The sequence below is a fragment of the Glutamicibacter sp. B1 genome (genome assembly GCF_039602135.1).
GTDB classification, from domain to species: Bacteria; Actinomycetota; Actinomycetes; order Actinomycetales; family Micrococcaceae; genus Glutamicibacter; species Glutamicibacter ectropisis.
Map to the genome: position 1 here is coordinate 1072750 of NZ_CP125942.1, position 17542 is coordinate 1090291.

The 17542-nt window shown below is 55.3% G+C and carries 17 protein-coding genes; 13 read left to right on the plus strand and 4 right to left on the minus strand.

The genetic code is table 11. The features are described from left to right. Positions 1 to 112 precede the first annotated feature (112 nt). Entirely contained in the window at positions 113 to 1483 is a 1371-nt protein-coding gene (locus tag QMQ05_RS04965) for a M16 family metallopeptidase (RefSeq protein WP_434063173.1), read from the plus strand. Positions 1484 to 1552: 69 nt separating this feature from the next. Here the strand turns inward: QMQ05_RS04965 and QMQ05_RS04970 are convergent, their stop codons facing one another. Together QMQ05_RS04970 and QMQ05_RS04975 are read right to left on the minus strand one after the other, a co-directional pair. Further along, entirely contained in the window at positions 1553 to 2287 is a 735-nt protein-coding gene (locus tag QMQ05_RS04970; protein ID WP_345473508.1) for an alpha/beta fold hydrolase, read from the minus strand. A 92-nt stretch (positions 2288 to 2379) separates the two neighbouring features. Next, positions 2380 to 2790 (minus strand): hypothetical protein, encoded by a 411-nt coding sequence (locus QMQ05_RS04975; RefSeq protein ID WP_058255195.1) that lies wholly within the window; start codon positions 2788 to 2790, stop codon positions 2380 to 2382. A 195-nt stretch (positions 2791 to 2985) separates the two neighbouring features. Between QMQ05_RS04975 and dapB the strand changes: the two genes are divergently transcribed. Together dapB and QMQ05_RS04985 are read left to right on the plus strand one after the other, a co-directional pair. Beyond that, positions 2986 to 3744: a 4-hydroxy-tetrahydrodipicolinate reductase gene (gene dapB / locus QMQ05_RS04980; RefSeq protein ID WP_345473511.1), complete on the plus strand. Its 759-nt coding sequence runs from the start codon at positions 2986 to 2988 to the stop codon at positions 3742 to 3744. Continuing rightward, on the plus strand, positions 3741 to 4193 hold the full coding sequence (locus QMQ05_RS04985; RefSeq protein ID WP_334123432.1) for a tetratricopeptide repeat protein: 453 nt from the start codon (positions 3741 to 3743) through the stop codon (positions 4191 to 4193). The genes dapB and QMQ05_RS04985 overlap by 4 nt, the downstream gene beginning before the upstream one ends. A gap of 168 nt (positions 4194 to 4361) precedes the next feature. On the opposite strand, the gene QMQ05_RS04990 is transcribed toward QMQ05_RS04985, so the two are convergent. Then, positions 4362 to 5543 carry a heparan-alpha-glucosaminide N-acetyltransferase domain-containing protein gene (locus tag QMQ05_RS04990; protein ID WP_345473512.1) on the minus strand — a complete coding sequence of 394 codons (1182 nt, stop codon included), beginning with the start codon at positions 5541 to 5543 and terminating at the stop codon, positions 4362 to 4364. A gap of 67 nt (positions 5544 to 5610) precedes the next feature. Between QMQ05_RS04990 and dapA the strand changes: the two genes are divergently transcribed. Together dapA and QMQ05_RS05000 are read left to right on the plus strand one after the other, a co-directional pair. Then, complete coding sequence (gene dapA, locus QMQ05_RS04995; protein WP_345473513.1) at positions 5611 to 6522, plus strand: 4-hydroxy-tetrahydrodipicolinate synthase; 912 nt, start codon at positions 5611 to 5613, stop codon at positions 6520 to 6522. Between the two features lie 19 nt (positions 6523 to 6541). Beyond that, positions 6542 to 8248 carry a ribonuclease J gene (locus QMQ05_RS05000; protein WP_058255190.1) on the plus strand — a complete coding sequence of 569 codons (1707 nt, stop codon included), beginning with the start codon at positions 6542 to 6544 and terminating at the stop codon, positions 8246 to 8248. 82 nt (positions 8249 to 8330) lie between these two features. On the opposite strand, the gene QMQ05_RS05005 is transcribed toward QMQ05_RS05000, so the two are convergent. Continuing rightward, the gene (locus QMQ05_RS05005; RefSeq protein ID WP_345473516.1) at positions 8331 to 8669 is read right to left on the minus strand and encodes a hypothetical protein; all 339 of its coding nucleotides are present in this window, start codon (positions 8667 to 8669) and stop codon (positions 8331 to 8333) included. 165 nt (positions 8670 to 8834) lie between these two features. Between QMQ05_RS05005 and QMQ05_RS05010 the strand changes: the two genes are divergently transcribed. The 8 genes from QMQ05_RS05010 to QMQ05_RS05045 all read left to right on the plus strand — a co-directional run bounded on the left by QMQ05_RS05010 (position 8835) and on the right by QMQ05_RS05045 (position 17540). After that, positions 8835 to 9662: an ABC transporter ATP-binding protein gene (locus QMQ05_RS05010; protein ID WP_345473518.1), complete on the plus strand. Its 828-nt coding sequence runs from the start codon at positions 8835 to 8837 to the stop codon at positions 9660 to 9662. Continuing rightward, positions 9659 to 10345 carry an ABC transporter permease gene (locus QMQ05_RS05015; RefSeq protein WP_345473520.1) on the plus strand — a complete coding sequence of 229 codons (687 nt, stop codon included), beginning with the start codon at positions 9659 to 9661 and terminating at the stop codon, positions 10343 to 10345. The genes QMQ05_RS05010 and QMQ05_RS05015 overlap by 4 nt, the downstream gene beginning before the upstream one ends. Next, on the plus strand, positions 10342 to 11073 hold the full coding sequence (locus QMQ05_RS05020; RefSeq protein WP_345473522.1) for an ABC transporter permease: 732 nt from the start codon (positions 10342 to 10344) through the stop codon (positions 11071 to 11073). The genes QMQ05_RS05015 and QMQ05_RS05020 overlap by 4 nt, the downstream gene beginning before the upstream one ends. Then, a complete protein-coding gene (locus tag QMQ05_RS05025) occupies positions 11070 to 11972 on the plus strand; it encodes an ABC transporter substrate-binding protein (RefSeq protein ID WP_345473524.1) in 903 nt (300 codons plus the stop codon). Before QMQ05_RS05020 ends, QMQ05_RS05025 begins: the two co-directional genes overlap by 4 nt. A gap of 172 nt (positions 11973 to 12144) precedes the next feature. Further along, entirely contained in the window at positions 12145 to 13545 is a 1401-nt protein-coding gene (gene mtr, locus QMQ05_RS05030) for a mycothione reductase (RefSeq protein WP_345473526.1), read from the plus strand. 53 nt (positions 13546 to 13598) lie between these two features. Continuing rightward, complete coding sequence (locus QMQ05_RS05035) at positions 13599 to 14090, plus strand: hypothetical protein (protein ID WP_345473528.1); 492 nt, start codon at positions 13599 to 13601, stop codon at positions 14088 to 14090. Positions 14091 to 14192: 102 nt separating this feature from the next. Further along, positions 14193 to 14444, plus strand: coding sequence for a hypothetical protein (locus tag QMQ05_RS05040; RefSeq protein ID WP_345473530.1), 252 nt, complete (start codon positions 14193 to 14195; stop codon positions 14442 to 14444). Positions 14445 to 14543: 99 nt separating this feature from the next. After that, positions 14544 to 17540 carry an FtsK/SpoIIIE family DNA translocase gene (locus QMQ05_RS05045; protein WP_345473532.1) on the plus strand — a complete coding sequence of 999 codons (2997 nt, stop codon included), beginning with the start codon at positions 14544 to 14546 and terminating at the stop codon, positions 17538 to 17540. Positions 17541 to 17542: the final 2 nt, after the last annotated feature.

Genomic DNA, 17542 nt, shown 5'->3' on the forward strand with positions numbered 1-17542 from the left:
GTGCCTGTTGGGGCGGCCGGTGAATTGCTGAGTGGTGTCGGTGTTGTGGGAGAATGAGGGCACTGTTCCGAGCCCTGAAGGGTTCATTACTGAAGATCGAAGGACGTAATTCGTGGCCATGATTCCGTTGCCGTTACATTCGGTGCAGACGACTCAGTTCTCTCCGATCGACCCGGCAGACCCTACCTTGGTTCACCGTGGCGAAGGTGGATCTGAGGTCAGGCGCAGTATCTTGCCAGGTGGTGTACGAGTTCTCACCGAGGCGATGCCAGGACAACGTTCCACGACCGTTGGATTCTGGATACCTGAAGGTTCCCGAGACGAAGAGGCAGGACACTACGGCTCCACGCACTTCCTTGAGCACTTGTTGTTCAAGGGCACCAAGAACCGTTCCGCCTTGGAAATTGCGCAGTCCTTCGATGCGGTCGGCGGCGAGTCGAACGCTGCAACCGCTAAAGAGTCGACCTGCTATTACGCTCGTGTTCTGGATACCGACCTTCCGATGGCCTTGGACGTTATCGCGGATATGGTGACTTCAGCGACGATCGATCCACAAGAGTTGGAACAAGAACGTGGCGTCATCATCGAAGAGCTCGCGATGGATGCGGATGATGCGACCGACGTCGCCCATGAACGCTTTGTTGCCCGCGTCTTGGGAGATCACCCACTGGGGCGCCCTATCGGTGGCACCCCAGATGAAATCAATAAGATCAGCCGCGAAGCGGTTATGGAACACTACCGTGCGCATTATCGGCCCAGCGAACTGATCATCACGGCTGCCGGTTCTCTGGAACACGACAAATTGTGCTCGATGGTCCTCAACGCTCTGTCCGAAGCCGGGTGGGAGCTAGATCCTCTGGCTGTGCCTGAACCGCGACGTGGCGAAGAACCAGCCCAGATTGTTTCCAAGGCTGGCGTTGAAGTCATTAATCGCCCGGTTGAACAGGCGAATATCATCATGGGCTGCGCCGGAATTACGGGACATGATGACCGCCGTCAAATTCTCGCTGTACTTAACGCAGTGCTGGGCGGTGGGATGAGCTCGCGTTTGTTCCAAGAGATTCGAGAGAAGCGTGGACTGGTGTACTCCACCTATTCCTTCTCCGCCGCCTACACGGACGCTGGTTACTTCGGCATGTATGCCGGATGCGCGCCAGCAAAGGCCGCCGAAGTCATTACCCTGCTCGGTGCTGAGCTTGACCGCCTGGCCAGTGAAGGCATTACGGAACAAGAATTGGTTCAGGCCAAGGGACAACTGGCCGGAGGCACCGTCCTGGCCCTTGAAGACCCAGGAAGCCGCATGTCCCGTTTGGGGCGGGCTGAAATGGTGACCGGAGAATTCCAAGATATCGATGAGGCCCTTGACCGTGTCAACGCCGTGACGGCCAAGCAGGTTCAAGAACTTGCTCAAGAATTGGCGGGTAGAGATCGAGTGATCACTGTCGTTGGTCCGTTCGAAAACGAAGACGCGCTGGGTTTATAGCCCAAAACGAATGATCGTGGCCTGACTGGAAAGTCAGGCCACGATCATTCGTTTAAGAAGCTTCAACAGCTAGCTCGCAGCGTCAATCAATTCAGCAAGTTCCGGGGCATGTGAAAAGTTGAATCCGTGAGCGCCCTTATTCATGACGGTGAGCTTGGCATGCTCAATTCCAGCCACGAGGCGAAGCCCAAATTCGGGAGGGGACAGCGGGTCTTGCGTCCCGCAGACCACGTCAATGGGGCAACGAACTGTCTTGAGTAAGTCGATGGTGGAGTAGTTCAACATTTGTTCACAGCTCTTGGCCCACCAAGGGATGCCACAACGAAGATAGTCGACAAGCAGAATAGATTTCACCGAGTTCAGTTCGTTGGGAAAATCTTGAATCAAACGACGTGCCTGTCGAAACAATGTTGCCTCACGGTCGTTAACTGCCGGGGCGGCGATCATGAGGTGTTTGACCAAATCTGGCCAGGTTCGGGCCAATTCAATGGATACTTGGGCCCCCATCGAATGACCCAATACGATGGCGTTGTCCACCTTGAGCTCACGTAGCGCCAGGGCAACCTCATGAGCAAACCGAGGAACTGTGACCGGACGACCATCGTCGAGGTTCTTACCGTGTCCGGGAAGTTCGGGAACGATCACTCGATACTTTTTCGCCAGAATATTGGCCAGCGGAGTGAAATAACGGCTTGATGCGCCTAAACCATGGATGAGAACCACGTCAGGCCCTTGGCCCGCCACGCGTACAGATAGACGAGTTTTTAAAGTCTCGGGTAAATGCCCGAAATATTCGTGGCGCACGGTGGCCTTTCCTTGCGCCAAACGTGCGCTCAAACGATAGGTAGTGTCGGATCTCAGAATGAGAAAATGTCAGTGCAGGACGCCAGCTAGTCCTATTTGGCTAAGCCGGTCGTGTGTTGGCTAATTGCAGAGCGAAGATCTTCGGGGAAGAGCTCTTCGATGTCCTTCTGATAGTTTTTGCCTTCTTCGGGACGGCGGAGATCTTGGCCATCAAGGCGGAACGGGAACGCATCCACTTGAGTTGCCGTACCCGAAGCATCTTCGTTGGTGGGAGCACAAGTGGCCCAGCCGTAGGTAGTGGATCCCTCGATACGGAAGACTTCTACTTGGCAGGAAGCCGAGTCAAGAACTGTCCCTTGGTCTTGGACCACCTTGACTACATCAGCCAATTCTTGGTCGGAAAGCGAAAGGGGCTCGTTGTCTGAACCACACGACGTCACCGCAAAACTAATGGCCAGCACGACGCTGATGCCTAGACTTAAACGCCCAAATTTCTGACCCATGGCCCTGCTAACTACTTGGAGACTCCTGATACACATTTTTCCCCGTGTCGTAGGGCAATACAAGCTGGACTGGCCGAAGCACCATGACCGATTCAAATAAATTGCTTCATTATCGGCACAAACCATCGTCAAACGGACGCGATTGCACGTCATCGTTGGCAAAGCAGAGCCCCAGAAAACGATAGGCTTGAGTTCATGAGTGCACAGATCAAGGTGGCCGTGCTCGGTGCGGCCGGACGTATGGGAGCCGAAGCTGTAAAAGCTGTTTCTGAAGCTTCCGACATGGAATTGGTAGCAAGCCTGGGGCGTGGCGACGAGCTGTCCCAGATTCTTGAAGCTGGAGCAACCCACGTGGTTGACCTTTCTGTTCCGGCTGTCACAGAAGCAAACGTCCGATTTGCCGTAGAAAACGGTCTTCACGCAGTGGTGGGAACAACGGGTTGGGACGATGACCGCCGCGCTGAATTGGAGTCGTTACTCAACGAACACAGCGAAGTTGGCGTCTTGATCGCCCCGAATTTCGCTTTGGGGTCGGTACTTACTAGTGCATTTGCAGCAACCGCCGCAAAATACTTTGAGTCGGTCGAAATTATCGAATTGCACCACCCAAACAAGGTCGATGCGCCCAGTGGTACTGCCGTGCGTACCGCAGAACTTGTCGCCAAATCGCGTGAAGAGGCCGGCGTACCAGCCAGCCCGGACGCAACTGAAACTCAGTTAGATGGTGCCCGCGGATCCGTCGTTGATGGAGTTCATGTTCACTCCGTGCGACTTCGTGGTCTGGTCGCTCACCAGGAGGTCTTGCTCGGAGGCCCTGGCGAACAGTTGACCCTGCGCCATGATTCATTTGACCGCGCATCATTCATGCCAGGTGTCCTATTGGGCCTGCGCACCGTAGCAACGCGTCCGGGCCTGACTTATGGTTTGGATGGGTACTTGGAGCTTGGCCAGTGAAGACCAAACTCTGGGTAGGAGGAATCCTTCTGCTCTTCGCCCTGTACATCGGCATGACCTTCACCCAAGCGGTACGTTTCCTGAGTACCGGAACCTTGATTGCTCAGATCATGGGCGTAGCCATTTTGGTGATTCCAGCCTTCTGCACGTGGATCTTGATTCGTGAAGTTCTCTTTGGACTACGAACCGAAAAGATGGGCAAATCCCTAGCTGCTTCGGGTGAGCTCCCGATGGATCTGCCACGCACGCCCTCTGGACGTTTTGTGCGTTCAGCTGCTGACGAAGACTTTCCTAACCATCAGCGCGATGTGGAGGAGAACCCCGAGTCTTGGAAGTCGTGGTACCGACTGGCCTTGGCTTATGAAGCTTGCGGAGATAAAACACGGGCGCGTAAGTCCATGCGTACCGCGATTGGGTACTGGCTCCAGGACGAAAAAGTTAACAACTAGTTTTTGCCTCAGTCAGCAGCCTGAAACTGCGCTGTCCCAGGTTTAAACAATGAGGCCGTGTCTGCTCACCGATGGGTGAGCAGACACGGCCTTCCCCGTTTAATGATCCATTGCTGCCATAGATGTTGGGCAACCAGCTTCGATTGTTCGCATCAACCGTTTAGGTGGCTATTCACCTTTGGCCAGGTTGTTGGATGCTGGTGTGGAATCGGCTCCGCTCAGTACCCTGACGCCAAATTCGAGTGGGCCCGGTGACTTGGTGAAGCTTAGCCATAGCGCGCAACAAACGGTGGCCGCACACAGGATCCACCAGATAGTTGCTGGTTCTAATACCTGCTGTAAGAACGGGAGCAGAATCAGGTGGCCCACGTACAAAGTGAGCGGGGCACGCCCAGCGGCCGCAAGAACCTGACCTGCTCGGCCGAGCAGAGGAACGATCAAGAGCAACAGGCCAATGATCGCTACCGCACAGCCTGCCGCGTGCACTGTGGCCAGTAGCCCGTTGCTGTGCCCTGTTGGCAACCACAGATATTCGGTGTTGGCCAAGTAGGGGTCCAGAGATTTCCCGGGCAACCGGCCGGCGGTAATGAGCGTAGCAACCTGCGAAAGAGGAACCATGGAGGCCGCCGAAATCTGTTCGGTGAATCCTAGGCTTAGAACACGACCGGCAATGTAGCTCACGGCGGCGATGGCCCCACCAACAATGGTGAGTAGCGAAGCAGTCTTGCGGCTAGTTAGATTGAATTTGCTCAATGCCACGCCCAGCAAACCGTATCCAAACCACACTAAAAGTGGATAGTAGCCGGTGACGGTGAGGTCTTGGATTAGAAGTCCTGGGGTCAGTAGGTCCAAAAGGCCTGGATTGTGCCCCAGCGTCTGCCCTAATGTGTCGGCAGCCAGCGGACGCCAAATCACCGGTGCGAGGAGCAACCAAAGCACTGAGACTACCCAAATGGTTGCTCTTGAGAGCCTGAGAGCCAGAGGAAGCAACAGAAAAAGTAGCCCATAGTGGACAAGAATGACTGCAATACGTTCATTTAACGTCCCAATTCCCATTCCGAGCACGGCAATAATTAATGCTCTCCGGGCAAGGACTGAGTAAATCTTAGGGTGAGAAAAGCCTTTTCGAGCCAGCGAATCGCTCAGCAGAGATAGCGACAATCCGGCAAGCACCATGAACAACACCGAGGCTCGTCCCGAGGCTACAGCCCCGGTGAACGTTGGGGAGTAGGCCTCTGGACCCGTGTATTGATAGAGCGAAAAAACATGCGCTGCGAACATCCCGAGGATGGCCACGAGGCGCGCTACATCGACCGCGATAATGCGACGTGGCTTACCCAAAATGTTCATGGAAACATCGCATCACGTCTATGGGCGCGGATGCCATTGCAACATGCGCGAGTGTAGATTTAAAGCCATGGCTACAAGTGCAATTGATAATCAGGCATACCCATTCGGCACCGTGCTCACTGCAATGGTCACCCCCTTTACTGAAGACGGGGAAGTTGACTATGCGCTCGCAGCTAAACTGGCCCAGAAGCTCGTCGACGACGGATGCGACGGTCTAGTTGTTACCGGTACTACCGGCGAGACCTCAACTCTGAGCGATGACGAAAACATTCAGATGTTCCGCACTGTAGTTGAAGCCGTCGGCGATCGCGCCGCGGTGCTGGCTGGTTCAACCACCAACGACACCCGTCACTCGATCAAGCTCTCGCTCGCAGCCAAGGAAGCGGGCGTTGACGGTGTGCTGTTGACCACCCCGTACTACAACAAGCCAAGCCAAGCAGGCGTCATCGCGCACGTCAAAGCCATTGCCGAAGCCGTTGAGCTGCCCATCATGCTCTACGACATCCCAGGCCGTACCGGAATCTCGCTGGCACCAGAAACAATTATTGAACTTGCCCAGATTCCACAGGTTATCGCACTCAAGGACGCTAAAGCCGATTACCAGTCCACCACCACCGTGCTTGCCAATACCGATCTGCACGTCTACTCGGGTGACGACGGACTGACTTTGCCGCTCATGGCAGCTGGTGCTGTCGGCGTGGTTTCGGTCACTGCTCACGTTGCAGCCGGGAAGTACCGTACGCTTGTTAATGCAATGCATGCAGGTGATTTGCCCACCGCACGCACCACTCACTTTGAGCTGGACGCGATCCAGCGCGGCATCATGGGCCACATTCAGGGCGCTGTAGCCGCAAAATATGGACTTCACTGGCAGGGTGTCCTGCCGAACACCGTCGTCCGACTGCCGCTTGTGGCACCGTCGGACGCAGAGCTCGATGCCATCCGCGCGGACCTACGTGAAGGTGGATGGGATCTGTAACGAAAGGGACTAACTACATATGACTGAGAGTTCAGTAGGCAAGGCCGATTCTGCACGCATGCAGACTCCGGCCCGGCTGAAGAAGGGAACAATGCGCATTGTTCCTCTCGGAGGCTTGGGTGAGGTCGGACGCAACATGACCGTCTTCGAACTCAACGGGAAACTGTTGATCGTTGACTGCGGTGTGCTCTTCCCCGAAGAACACCAGCCTGGCGTGGATCTGATCCTGCCGGACTTCTCGTACATCAAGGACCGCTTGGACGATGTGGTGGGCGTAGTGCTCACCCACGGCCACGAGGACCACATCGGTGCTGTCCCTTACCTGTTGCGCCTGCGCGAAGACATCCCACTGTACGGGTCGAAGCTGACCCTGGCCTTCGTTGAAGCAAAACTGGCAGAACACCGGATCAAGGCCAACACCAACATCGTGGTGGAAGGCGAGATCGCACAGATCGGCAACTTCGAATGTGAATTCGTGGCCGTGAACCACTCGATCCCGGACGCACTGGCTGTGTTCCTGCGCACCGAAGCCGGTACCGTGCTGCACACCGGTGACTTCAAGATGGATCAGCTGCCACTTGATGGTCGCATCACCGACCTGCGTCACTTCGCACGACTGGGTGAAGAAGGCGTGGACCTGTTCCTGCCAGACTCCACCAACGCTGAAGTCCCCGGATTCACCGTGGCAGAACGCGAAATCGGCCCGGTCCTTGAGGCCAAGTTTGCGCGCGCCCGTCGCCGTATCATCGTTGCTTCGTTCTCCTCGCACGTGCACCGCGTGCAGCAGGTGCTCGATGCTGCAGCAATGCACGGCCGCAAGGTGGCCTTCATCGGCCGCTCGATGGTACGCAACATGGGCATCGCCGAGCGCTTGGGCTACCTCGATATCCCACAGGGTGTCCTTGTGGACCTGAAGCAGATCGACACCCTGCCGGACCACAAGGTTGTGCTCATGTCTACCGGTTCGCAGGGCGAGCCAATGGCAGCGCTTTCGCGTATGGCTAATGGTGAGCACAAGGTTCAGATCAACCCGGGTGACACCGTCATCCTGGCCTCCAGCCTGATCCCAGGTAACGAGAACTCTGTCTTCCGCGTGATCAACGGACTGATGCGCTTGGGCGCAGAGGTCATTCACAAGGGCATGGCCAAGGTGCACGTTTCCGGTCATGCCTCGGCCGGTGAGTTGCTGTACTGCTACAACATCTTGCGTCCAAAGAACGTACTTCCGGTCCACGGCGAAACCCGCCACCTGATTGCCAACGGCCGTTTGGCTGCGCAGTCCGGCGTGCCGGAAGAAAATGTCTTGCTGGCCGAAGACGGTTCCGTCATTGATATGAAGGATGGCGTCGCTCAGCTGGTTGGCCAGGTTGAATGTGGTTACGTCTACGTTGATGGTTCCAAGGTTGGCACCATTACCGATGATGACCTCAAGGACCGTGTCACCCTGGGTGAAGAAGGTTTCATTTCGGTGATCACCGTGATCAACCGACAAAATGGCACCATTATTTCCGGCCCAGACATTCACGCACGCGGTGTGGCTGAAGAAGACTCGGTCTTCAATGAAATCAAGCCAAAGATTGCTGCTGCCATTGTGGAGGCGGTTTCGAATAACCCGAACCACACCACACACCAGCTACAGCAGATCACCCGTCGTGTGATCGGTTCATGGGTATCGCGCAAACTGCGTCGTCGCCCAATGATCGTTCCGGTCGTGCTCGAAGCATAGGCTCCGTACAAGTATTGCCCCAAACTAATTTCTGGTTTGGGGCAATATTTTTGTCTGAACTCCTGATCCGGCGGGCTAAAACCTATTGCAATCCCAATAGGGTCGCGAGCTTGGCAGGTGCGATGAGAGCCGGACCCATCTTCTGGCCGACGCAGGCTTCAGGTGTGCTGGCATCTTGCCATGGGTCGCATTTAGTGATCTGTTGGATCCGTCCTGTTCCTGCTTCCATTTCAACAATTGAGTCCCATTGTGCTGGAACCCATTCGCTCAGGATCTTTCCCGTGGTGACCTCTTGGACGATGATTGAATTTACCTCGTCCGAGGGCGCCGGAAAACTATCGCTGGCCGATGCTGGCGTCGCTACCGCGAATGCTGCCGTGAGTAATAAGGCCGGGGCCACCAGTAGGGTGTGAAGCTTCATGCTGGTCCTTCTAAAAATTGATGACAATAACTTGATCCTAGCGTTGACCAGCGAGTTATTCTTCCGCTGCGTAGCGTGGTGATTGGCGTGTTGACCTTCCGATTTGTATCGTGAAGCGCATTTATGAGGCAGAATAACCTCAGAGCCATCTTGAGGAGTCGAGCAGTGATCGAATTCGAAAATATTTCCAAGCACTATCCTGATGGCACCAAAGCGGTCAGCGACTTCAATCTGCAGATTCCGGCGCACAGCTCAACCGTTTTTGTCGGATCATCTGGCTGTGGCAAAACGACCCTGCTTCGAATGATTAACCGCATGGTTGACCCCAGCGCAGGTACCGTACGCATTGACGGCGAAGATATTTCGACCAAGAACGCTGTCGAATTGCGTCGCAGTATTGGCTACGTCATGCAGAATTCGGGACTGCTTCCACACTTTAGCGTGGCCGATAACATCGCCACGGTGCCACGACTGATGGGGGAGTCCAGGAAGACTTCACGCCGGCGGGCGCTGGAACTGATGGATACCGTCGGACTATCAGTCACTATGGCAGATCGATATCCGCATCAGTTATCTGGTGGGCAGCAACAACGTGTAGGTGTGGCCCGGGGCTTGGCATCTGATCCGAATATCCTGCTCATGGATGAGCCATTTGGCGCGGTGGATCCGATCGTACGTGCAGAGCTGCAAAATGAGCTGCTGAGACTTCAAAAGGAACTGGACAAGACTATCGTTTTTGTCACCCACGACATCGATGAAGCGTTCTTGTTGGGGGATCAGGTCGTCATCCTTGCCGCCGGTGCTCAAAAGCTTCAGGTAGGCAGTCCGAGCGAGATCATCGAGAATCCCGCCAATGACTTTGTTGCATCCTTTATTGGCGCCCAGCGAGGTTCCCGCGCCCTGCGAGTCAAGCAAACAGCTCACGGACCAGTGTTGGTCGATGCCCAAGGACGTACTCAGGGCCGACTCGTCGAAGGCGGGCTAAATCAATGACCTGGATTTCAGATAATCTGGCGTTGATTGCCTCGTTATCCGTTGAGCACTTGCGGCAATCTTTGATAGCGATCCTCATCGGATTTGTGCTCTCCATTCCCTTGGGCTGGGTCGCCTGGCGCTACAAGCTAGTGGGTGGCCCAATAGTCACCCTGACTGGACTGTTGTACACCATTCCGTCGTTGGCCTTACTCATGATCCTTCCGGTGATCACCGGAATGAGCGCCATTAGCGAAGCCAACTTGATCGTTGCTCTGAGCATCTATGCGGTGGCCATCATGGTCCGAGGCGTGGTTGATGGACTGAACTCGGTGGATCCTGCAGCACGTTCGGCGGCCACCGCGATGGGCTACGGAAACACGCGTCGCTTTTTCGCTGTTGACCTTCCTCTGGCTGGGCCGGTCATCTTGGCAGGGCTGCGAGTGACGGCAGTGAGTACCATCGCGCTGGCCACCGTCGGAATCTTGGTTGGCGTCACCAACCTCGGATACCTCTTCACCAACGGTCTCCAGCGACGCATCATCGTCGAAGTATTTTCGGGCTTGGTGGCCGTAGCAATCATCGCTTTGCTTATTGACGTGCTGTTGGTTTTGCTCGGGCGTTGGCTTATGCCATGGAGCCGTAAAGACCGGAAGCAGAAGCCAGCAGATCTGGCGCAGAGCGTCCAGGCGGTGGCACCGTGAACCTGCTCAGCGAAGCGATCTCCTGGCTTTTTGCTCCGGAGCAATGGGAAGGCAAAGACGGTCTTCAAGCGTTGCTGGGACAGCATTTGCTCTTCACTGTACTCTCCGTGCTGATCGCCGGAGTTATTGCCATCCCGACTGGCTGGGCAATTGGGCACACAGGGAAGGGGCGCGAAATTGCGGTGGCTGCCGCGGGAATCGCTCGTGCGGTGCCGTCCTTCGGGCTACTGATTCTCCTAGTGCTGCTCTTCGGCGTTACTCATAAACCGGCCGCTGCACTGGTGGCCTTTGTGGTTCTGGCCATCCCATCACTGCTTGCCGGGGCCTATACCGGCTTTGAAGCTATTGATCGCAAAACGATTGATGCAGCACGAGCCATGGGAATGACTGAATGGCAAGTCTTGTTGAAAGTTGAGATCCCCTTAGGGCTTTCATTATTGGTTGGAGGACTCCGGGCGGCCACCTTACAGGTTGTTGCCACGGTGACCATCGCCGCCTATGTAAATCTTGGGGGACTGGGACTACCGATTATCACCGGATTGAACCTTCGACGCTTTGACATGGTGCTCGGCGGCGCGTTGATGGTTGCGGTTCTAGCCCTGCTATTGGATTTGGTGCTAGCTATCGCGCAGAAGGCTTCGGTCCCTCGCGGGCTGGGCCACAGAAAAACTACAACTAAAAATCACGATGCAGATCACTTACCAGTACAAGATAAGGAACTGACATGAGAATCAAACAGGCACTTCGAGTAGCGGCAGTGGTGACGGCAGGAACTCTGGCTTTGGCTGGTTGCTCAAGCTCTGATCCCTTAGCGACGCAGAGCAATTCCGAAAAATCGGGATCCGAGAAAATCGTGGTTGGCTCTCAGGCCTACTATTCCAACGAGATCGTTGCCGAGATTTATGCGCAGGCCCTAGAAAACTCGGGACTGGAAGTTGAGCGCCAATTTAACATCGGGCAGCGCGACGCGTACATGCCCCAGCTGGAAAACGGCAGTATCAACGTTTTCCCGGAATACACCGGTAACCTGCTGCAGTTCTTCAAGGAAGACACCGAGGCCCGCTCATCCACCGATGTCTATCAAGAACTTGAAAAAGAATTGCCTGATTCTTTGGCTGTTCTAGATCAGGCCGAGGCATCTGATCAAGACTCCTACACGGTGACTCGAAAATTTGCCGAGGATAACGATCTGAAGAGCATCGCGGACCTGTCCAAGGTCAAAGACCAGCTGACCCTTGGTGGCCCACCAGAACTTGCCGAACGCCCTTACGGCCCGAAAGGTCTGGAGAGCACCTATGGTGTGAAGACTGAGTTCTCGGCTACGGGCGATACCACGGTGGAAGACCTTGTTGCTGGAACGGTCAACGTGGCTAACGTTTTCACCGCGGATCCACGCATTAAGACCGAAGATCTTGTCGTTCTTAAGGATCCGAAGTCGCTGTTCCTTGCATCCAATGTGGTGCCGGTAGTCTCCGCCGATCAGTCTGAAAAATTGGGCGAGATCTTGAATCCAGTGAGTGAGAAATTGTCGGCGGAGGCACTCGTGGATCTAAATGTGCAGAGCACGGTTGATAAGAAATCGGCTGCTGACATTGCCAAGACGTGGCTGTCAGATCAAGGTCTGTAGGCCTCTTACCTCTGACGTGATATAAGGATTACTTCAACGGTTAGTACCTGGTCGAATGATCAGTTACTAACCGTTGGACTGCGTCAAAAACAACTTAAGATACGTTGAATTTTTTCCTCAGTGATAGCCTCCGATAGGGGCCAACAGTCACTGTGAAAGGGACAAACCAAAGATGACTTCCAATTCCGTTTCGGTAGATCAGCACTATGATCTGATTATTCTCGGCACAGGTTCGGGTAACTCTATCCCTGGCCCCGAATTTGATGACAAATCAATTGCCATCATCGAAAAGGGTGCTTTCGGTGGCACCTGCCTGAACGTAGGTTGCATCCCCACCAAAATGTATGTTTACGCTGCAGATTTGGCGTTGGAAACCCGAGAGTCTTCACGCTTGGGCATTGACGCTCAAGTGAATGCAGTGGATTGGCCCGGTATCGTCAATCGAGTCTTTGACCAGCGTATTGACCTCATTGCCAAAGGCGGGGAAGAATACCGCCGCGGTGAGCAGACGCCGAACATCGACGTTTATGATCAGCATGCCCGTTTTGTCGCACCTCGCACCTTGCAAACCGGACAAGGTGCGCAGACGAAGACCATTAGCGCGGATCAAATCGTACTGGCTGCTGGCTCCCGTCCGTTTATTCCTGAGATCATCGCAGAGTCTGGTGTCCATTTCCACACCAACGAAGACATCATGCGCCTGACTCGACAACCGAAGTCGATCGTCATTATCGGTGGCGGCTACATCGCTATGGAATTTGCGCATGTGTTTGAAGCTCTAGGCACCAAGGTCAGCATCATTGCCCGTTCAGAACTCCTCCGACACCTAGATACTGACCTGCGTGAGCCTTTTAATGAGCTGGCTGACCAACGCTACGATGTGCATCGCGGGCGAAATATCACTGCAGTGAGCCAGAACGAGCAAGAAGTGAGCGTGACGCTTGATAATGGAAGTATCGTCAGCGCAGAAGTCATGCTGGTTGCCACTGGCCGCACTCCCAATGGGGATGAACTGGATTTAGAGCTGGGCGGCATTGAATCCACTAACGGGCGCGTCAGCATTGATGAATTTGGGCGGTCCACTTCGGCACAAAGCGTTTGGGCGCTGGGCGATATTTCCTCCCCATACTTGCTTAAGCACGTGGCTAACGCGGAGATGCGCGCTGTTCGCCACAATCTCTTGAACCCAGAAAACATGAAGAAGATGCCGCACGAGCATGTTCCTGCAGCGGTCTTCACGCACCCACAAATTGCTTACGTCGGTATGACTGAGCAAGAAGCTCGGGAAGCTGGGCATGACATCACGGTCAAGGTGCAAAAGTATGGTGATGTGGCCTATGGGTGGGCGATGGAAGACCAAAGCGGTATTGCCAAGCTGATTGCCGATAAGAACACCGGCAAATTGCTGGGTGCTCATTACATGGGACCTCAAGCCTCAACGCTGATTCAGCAGATGATCACGGTGATGGCTTTCGGCCTTGATGTCCGAGATGTTGCCACGGAACAATACTGGATCCATCCTGCCCTGCCTGAGGTCACCGAGAACGCCTTGCTTGGCTTGGACTTCTCTTAAACCTCAGAGGTGTCAACGTTTGAATTGATCCCTAGTCCTCCTAGAGTTGAGCCATGAATCAGAAACTAGCAAGGTTCTTGTCTTCAACGCTCGCTCGGATGCTCCTGGTTTCGGCATTCGTGGGAACGTGCTTGGGAATGCTGGCAACCCTGTTGATGTTTTGGCCGCTTGCTGAAGATGGCCACGGCACCGGTCCGTACGATCTCGCATTGCCCTTAACCTATGGGGCAATTGCAGGACTGCTGATGGGAATTTTGTGCGGTACCGATGCTTACCTTGGCCTCTGGATCCAAAACATCAACGATTGGGAGCCTTCCGCTCAGAGCCAAGCAACCGCGGCTGGATTCGGCTCAATGCTCGCAGCACTTGTTCCGGCGCTCCTGATTGTCGTCGCTGGACTCGGTGAAGCCAGCCCGGCTGCGTTCATCGCTACTGCCTTGGGATTTTTGGCCCTAAGCTTCGCCTCGGGATTCGCCGTAGTGGCCTGGCTTAATCGGCGCAATTCCTTCGATTCAGTTACGTCGGGATACGGTATTAAGGGCTAGTTGCTAGGCTGAGACCTGCTCGATGCATGCTCAAGCCTGGCTGACTTTGCTCAACAGATCCAAAGACTTAAGTACTGATCCCACAGTGGACGAGGAGGAAAAGTGAAATTCAAACGCCACCTTGCAGCGTGTGCCACGGCCGGAATCTTGGCCGTAGGAATGGGCCTGCTTGCCGTTCCGGCAGCCCAAGCAAGCAACAAAACCTACACACAGGATGTGGCCAGCGCCGGAACGTGCGCAAAAATGGAGACGGCCACGGTCCAAGCCTTTAAATCTTCGGGCTATAAGGTCAAAAGCCATGCATGCCTAAAAAGTTCTGGAACCTATACCCTGATGATCAGTTACTCAAAGTAACTCACCAGCCCACGACGTGATCATTCTCTAGCACCTGCCAAACCCCGTGCAGACGTGTAAATTCGGGGTGCATACAGCTGATGGCGATACCCTTGAAGTATGGCCCCACGTACTCAGTCTCAGGGGACAAAGAAGCCAACGACGCGTAAACCCAAGGCGTCCAGCTCTTCGTCCTCCAAGAAAACGCCCGAGAATCCGGATGCGGAACTCGCTCTACCATTGCGCGTCCTGCGCAGCGTATGGATGGGCATTGCTCGGATTTTTGGTGGCGCCTTCCGTCGCATCGGCGGAACGGTCAGCCCTGACTACGAAGTGCGCCGTGACGGCACAGGCCTCTTCCTTGCCCTGATCGCAATTACTGTTGCCATCATTGAATGGTGGGGCTTGCGGGAATCAGGTTGGTTCGGACAGGGCGTCCATGCCGTCGTTGGCGGCACCCTAGGTTTCATGGCAGTGCTCCTGCCAGTCATCCTCTTTATCGGGGCCTTCCGACTTTTCCGCTACCCAGAAGCAGTCACCGCCAATAACCGCATTGGTATTGGCCTGCTGATCATGACGCTTTCGGGCTCTTCGATCGCTTCATTGGCTCAAGGTTCGCCTTCGGTCACCGACGACTTTGAGGTTCTGTGGAACGCCGGTGGCATGGCTGGTTCCATCCTCGGAACACCATTGGGACTGCTAATCTCGGTTCCAGGCGCCATGGCGGTCTTTATTTTCTTGGCCTTCATGTCCATCCTGATTGTCACCGCAACACCGGTGATGCAGATTCCTCAGCGGATCCGTGCCGGTTACAACCGTCTTTTGGGTCAGGATCCTCAGGCTCCTAAGCCAGCGCGTTCCTCGGCTAAGTCCGAGCTGGATCCGCATAGCGAAGAACACGATCAGTCCTACCTCTACCCAGAGGAAGAACCGGTAGCACCGGCGCCAAAAAAGAAGAAGCCTGGCTTCTTCGAACGCCGTGCCGCCGCCGCTCGTCAGGTGACTGAAGTCTATGACGTGGACGGTCACGAAAGCACCGAACGTTCCGGCGACGTCGCCTATGACAAGGCCGTGATCGATCAAGAAGATGCCTCGGAAGCCTCGACTACCGCACTTCCGGTGTCTAACCGTAACTCCGGTAAGATCTTCGACGCCGATGAAGCGGCCACCCAGGCTATCGCCCGGCCGAACTTTGACGAACAGGATGCCACTGAGGCTGCCACCCAAGCGATCCCGTCTGCCGCGATCCCTAAACCTGCCGGGCCACCTCCCGGGGTGAAACGACCTACCAAGGCCGAAAGCGAAATGGCCGAGATCATGGCCAATATTGGCCTCAAGGCAGAACCAGAAGCAGCAACCTCTGCCATGGACCAGGTTTCCTCGCGTGCAGCTGGTTTATCTTCCAGCCCACAGGCCCCGATTCCGGCCCGTAGCGAGCAGCTACAACTTTCAGGCGATGTCACCTATACCCTGCCCGAAGATCATTATCTGCCAGCTGGTCCACCAGCCAAGGAAGCCTCTGAAGCTAACCAGGTAGTAGTTGATGCGCTGACCAACACCCTGCAGCAGTTCAAGGTTGACGCCCAAGTCACCGGTTTCTCTCGAGGTCCAACGGTGACCCGCTACGAAATCGAGCTGTCCCCGGGCACCAAGGTGGAAAAGGTCACCGCGCTGGCCAAGAACATCTCCTATGCGGTTGCGTCTTCCGACGTGCGTATCCTTTCGCCAATTCCTGGCAAGTCCGCCATCGGTATTGAGATTCCCAATACCGATAAGGAAGTTGTTGCCCTGGGCGACGTGTTGCGCAGCAATAACGCGCGTAAGACCGAGCACCCCATGGTGATGGGTGTGGGCAAGGACGTTGAAGGTGGCTTCGTAGTTGCCAACTTGGCGAAGATGCCGCACCTGTTGGTGGCCGGTGCTACCGGTGCTGGTAAGTCTTCGTTTGTGAACTCCATGATCACCTCGATCTTGATGCGCGCGACCCCGGACGAAGTACGCATGGTTATGGTTGACCCTAAGCGTGTGGAATTGACCGCCTATGAGGGCGTGCCGCATCTGATCACTCCGATCATTACCAACCCTAAAAAGGCTGCCGAAGCCTTGCAGTGGGTAGTGCGTGAAATGGACACACGCTACGACGACTTGGCGAACTTCGGTTTTAAGCACATCGATGACTTCAACAAGGCTGTTAAGGCCGGCAAGGTGCACCCACCGGAAGGTTCCCAGCGTGTGCTCAAGCCGTACCCATACCTGTTGGTGATTGTCGACGAGCTTGCCGACTTGATGATGGTGGCTCCACGCGATGTCGAAGAGTCGATTGTTCGTATCACCCAGTTGGCGCGTGCGGCAGGTATTCACCTAGTGCTGGCGACCCAGCGTCCTTCGGTGGATGTTGTCACCGGTTTGATCAAGGCCAACGTGCCTTCACGTATGGCCTTCGCGACCTCCTCGGTCACCGACTCCCGCGTGGTCTTGGATCAGCCCGGTGCGGAGAAGCTGTTGGGTCAGGGTGACGCGCTGTTCCTGCCAATGGGTACCTCTAAGCCGATGCGTGTGCAGGGTGCATGGGTGACCGAATCTGAAATCCAACGCGTGGTCGAACACGTGAAGACACAGTTGGCTCCGGAATACCGTGAAGACGTCATCCCGGCCGCCGAGAAGAAGAAGCAGATCGACGAGGATATCGGAGACGATCTGGACCTGCTGTTGCAGGCCACCGAATTGGTGGTCACCAGCCAGTTTGGTTCCACCTCGATGTTGCAGCGTAAACTGCGCGTGGGCTTTGCCAAGGCCGGGCGTTTGATGGACTTGATGGAATCACGTGGTGTGGTGGGCCCTTCCGAGGGCTCCAAGGCTCGCGATGTACTCATCCAGCCCGATGACTTACCAATGGTTTTGGCAGCTATGCGTGGGGATGATCCGGCGACCACTGCGCCTTCAGCCACCGAAGCAGCGCTGGTGCAAGAAGCTAATGTGAATCACGCTGAACCGGTCACCGAATATGCTGAAGACCTGGTGGCTAAGGATCTGGATAATCGCCCGCAAGCCGTAGACTACTTTGACGGCTCCGACGAACCCGGCGAAGACGCCTGGGACCTGACAGGAAGAAACTAAAT

Excerpts from the sequence above, each read along its gene's own strand:
- QMQ05_RS05005 (WP_345473516.1), bottom strand. The coding sequence starts at position 8,669 with ATGAAGCTTCACACCCTACTGGTGGCCCCGGCCTTATTACTCACGGCA.
- dapB (WP_345473511.1), top strand. The coding sequence starts at position 2,986 with ATGAGTGCACAGATCAAGGTGGCCGTGCTCGGTGCGGCCGGACGTATG.
- QMQ05_RS05015 (WP_345473520.1), top strand. The coding sequence starts at position 9,659 with ATGACCTGGATTTCAGATAATCTGGCGTTGATTGCCTCGTTATCCGTT.
- QMQ05_RS04990 (WP_345473512.1), bottom strand. The coding sequence starts at position 5,543 with ATGAACATTTTGGGTAAGCCACGTCGCATTATCGCGGTCGATGTAGCG.
- QMQ05_RS05025 (WP_345473524.1), top strand. The coding sequence starts at position 11,070 with ATGAGAATCAAACAGGCACTTCGAGTAGCGGCAGTGGTGACGGCAGGA.
- QMQ05_RS04975 (WP_058255195.1), bottom strand. The coding sequence starts at position 2,790 with ATGGGTCAGAAATTTGGGCGTTTAAGTCTAGGCATCAGCGTCGTGCTG.
- dapA (WP_345473513.1), top strand. The coding sequence starts at position 5,611 with ATGGCTACAAGTGCAATTGATAATCAGGCATACCCATTCGGCACCGTG.
- QMQ05_RS05000 (WP_058255190.1), top strand. The coding sequence starts at position 6,542 with ATGACTGAGAGTTCAGTAGGCAAGGCCGATTCTGCACGCATGCAGACT.
- QMQ05_RS05045 (WP_345473532.1), top strand. The coding sequence starts at position 14,544 with ATGGCCCCACGTACTCAGTCTCAGGGGACAAAGAAGCCAACGACGCGT.
- QMQ05_RS05035 (WP_345473528.1), top strand. The coding sequence starts at position 13,599 with ATGAATCAGAAACTAGCAAGGTTCTTGTCTTCAACGCTCGCTCGGATG.
- mtr (WP_345473526.1), top strand. The coding sequence starts at position 12,145 with ATGACTTCCAATTCCGTTTCGGTAGATCAGCACTATGATCTGATTATT.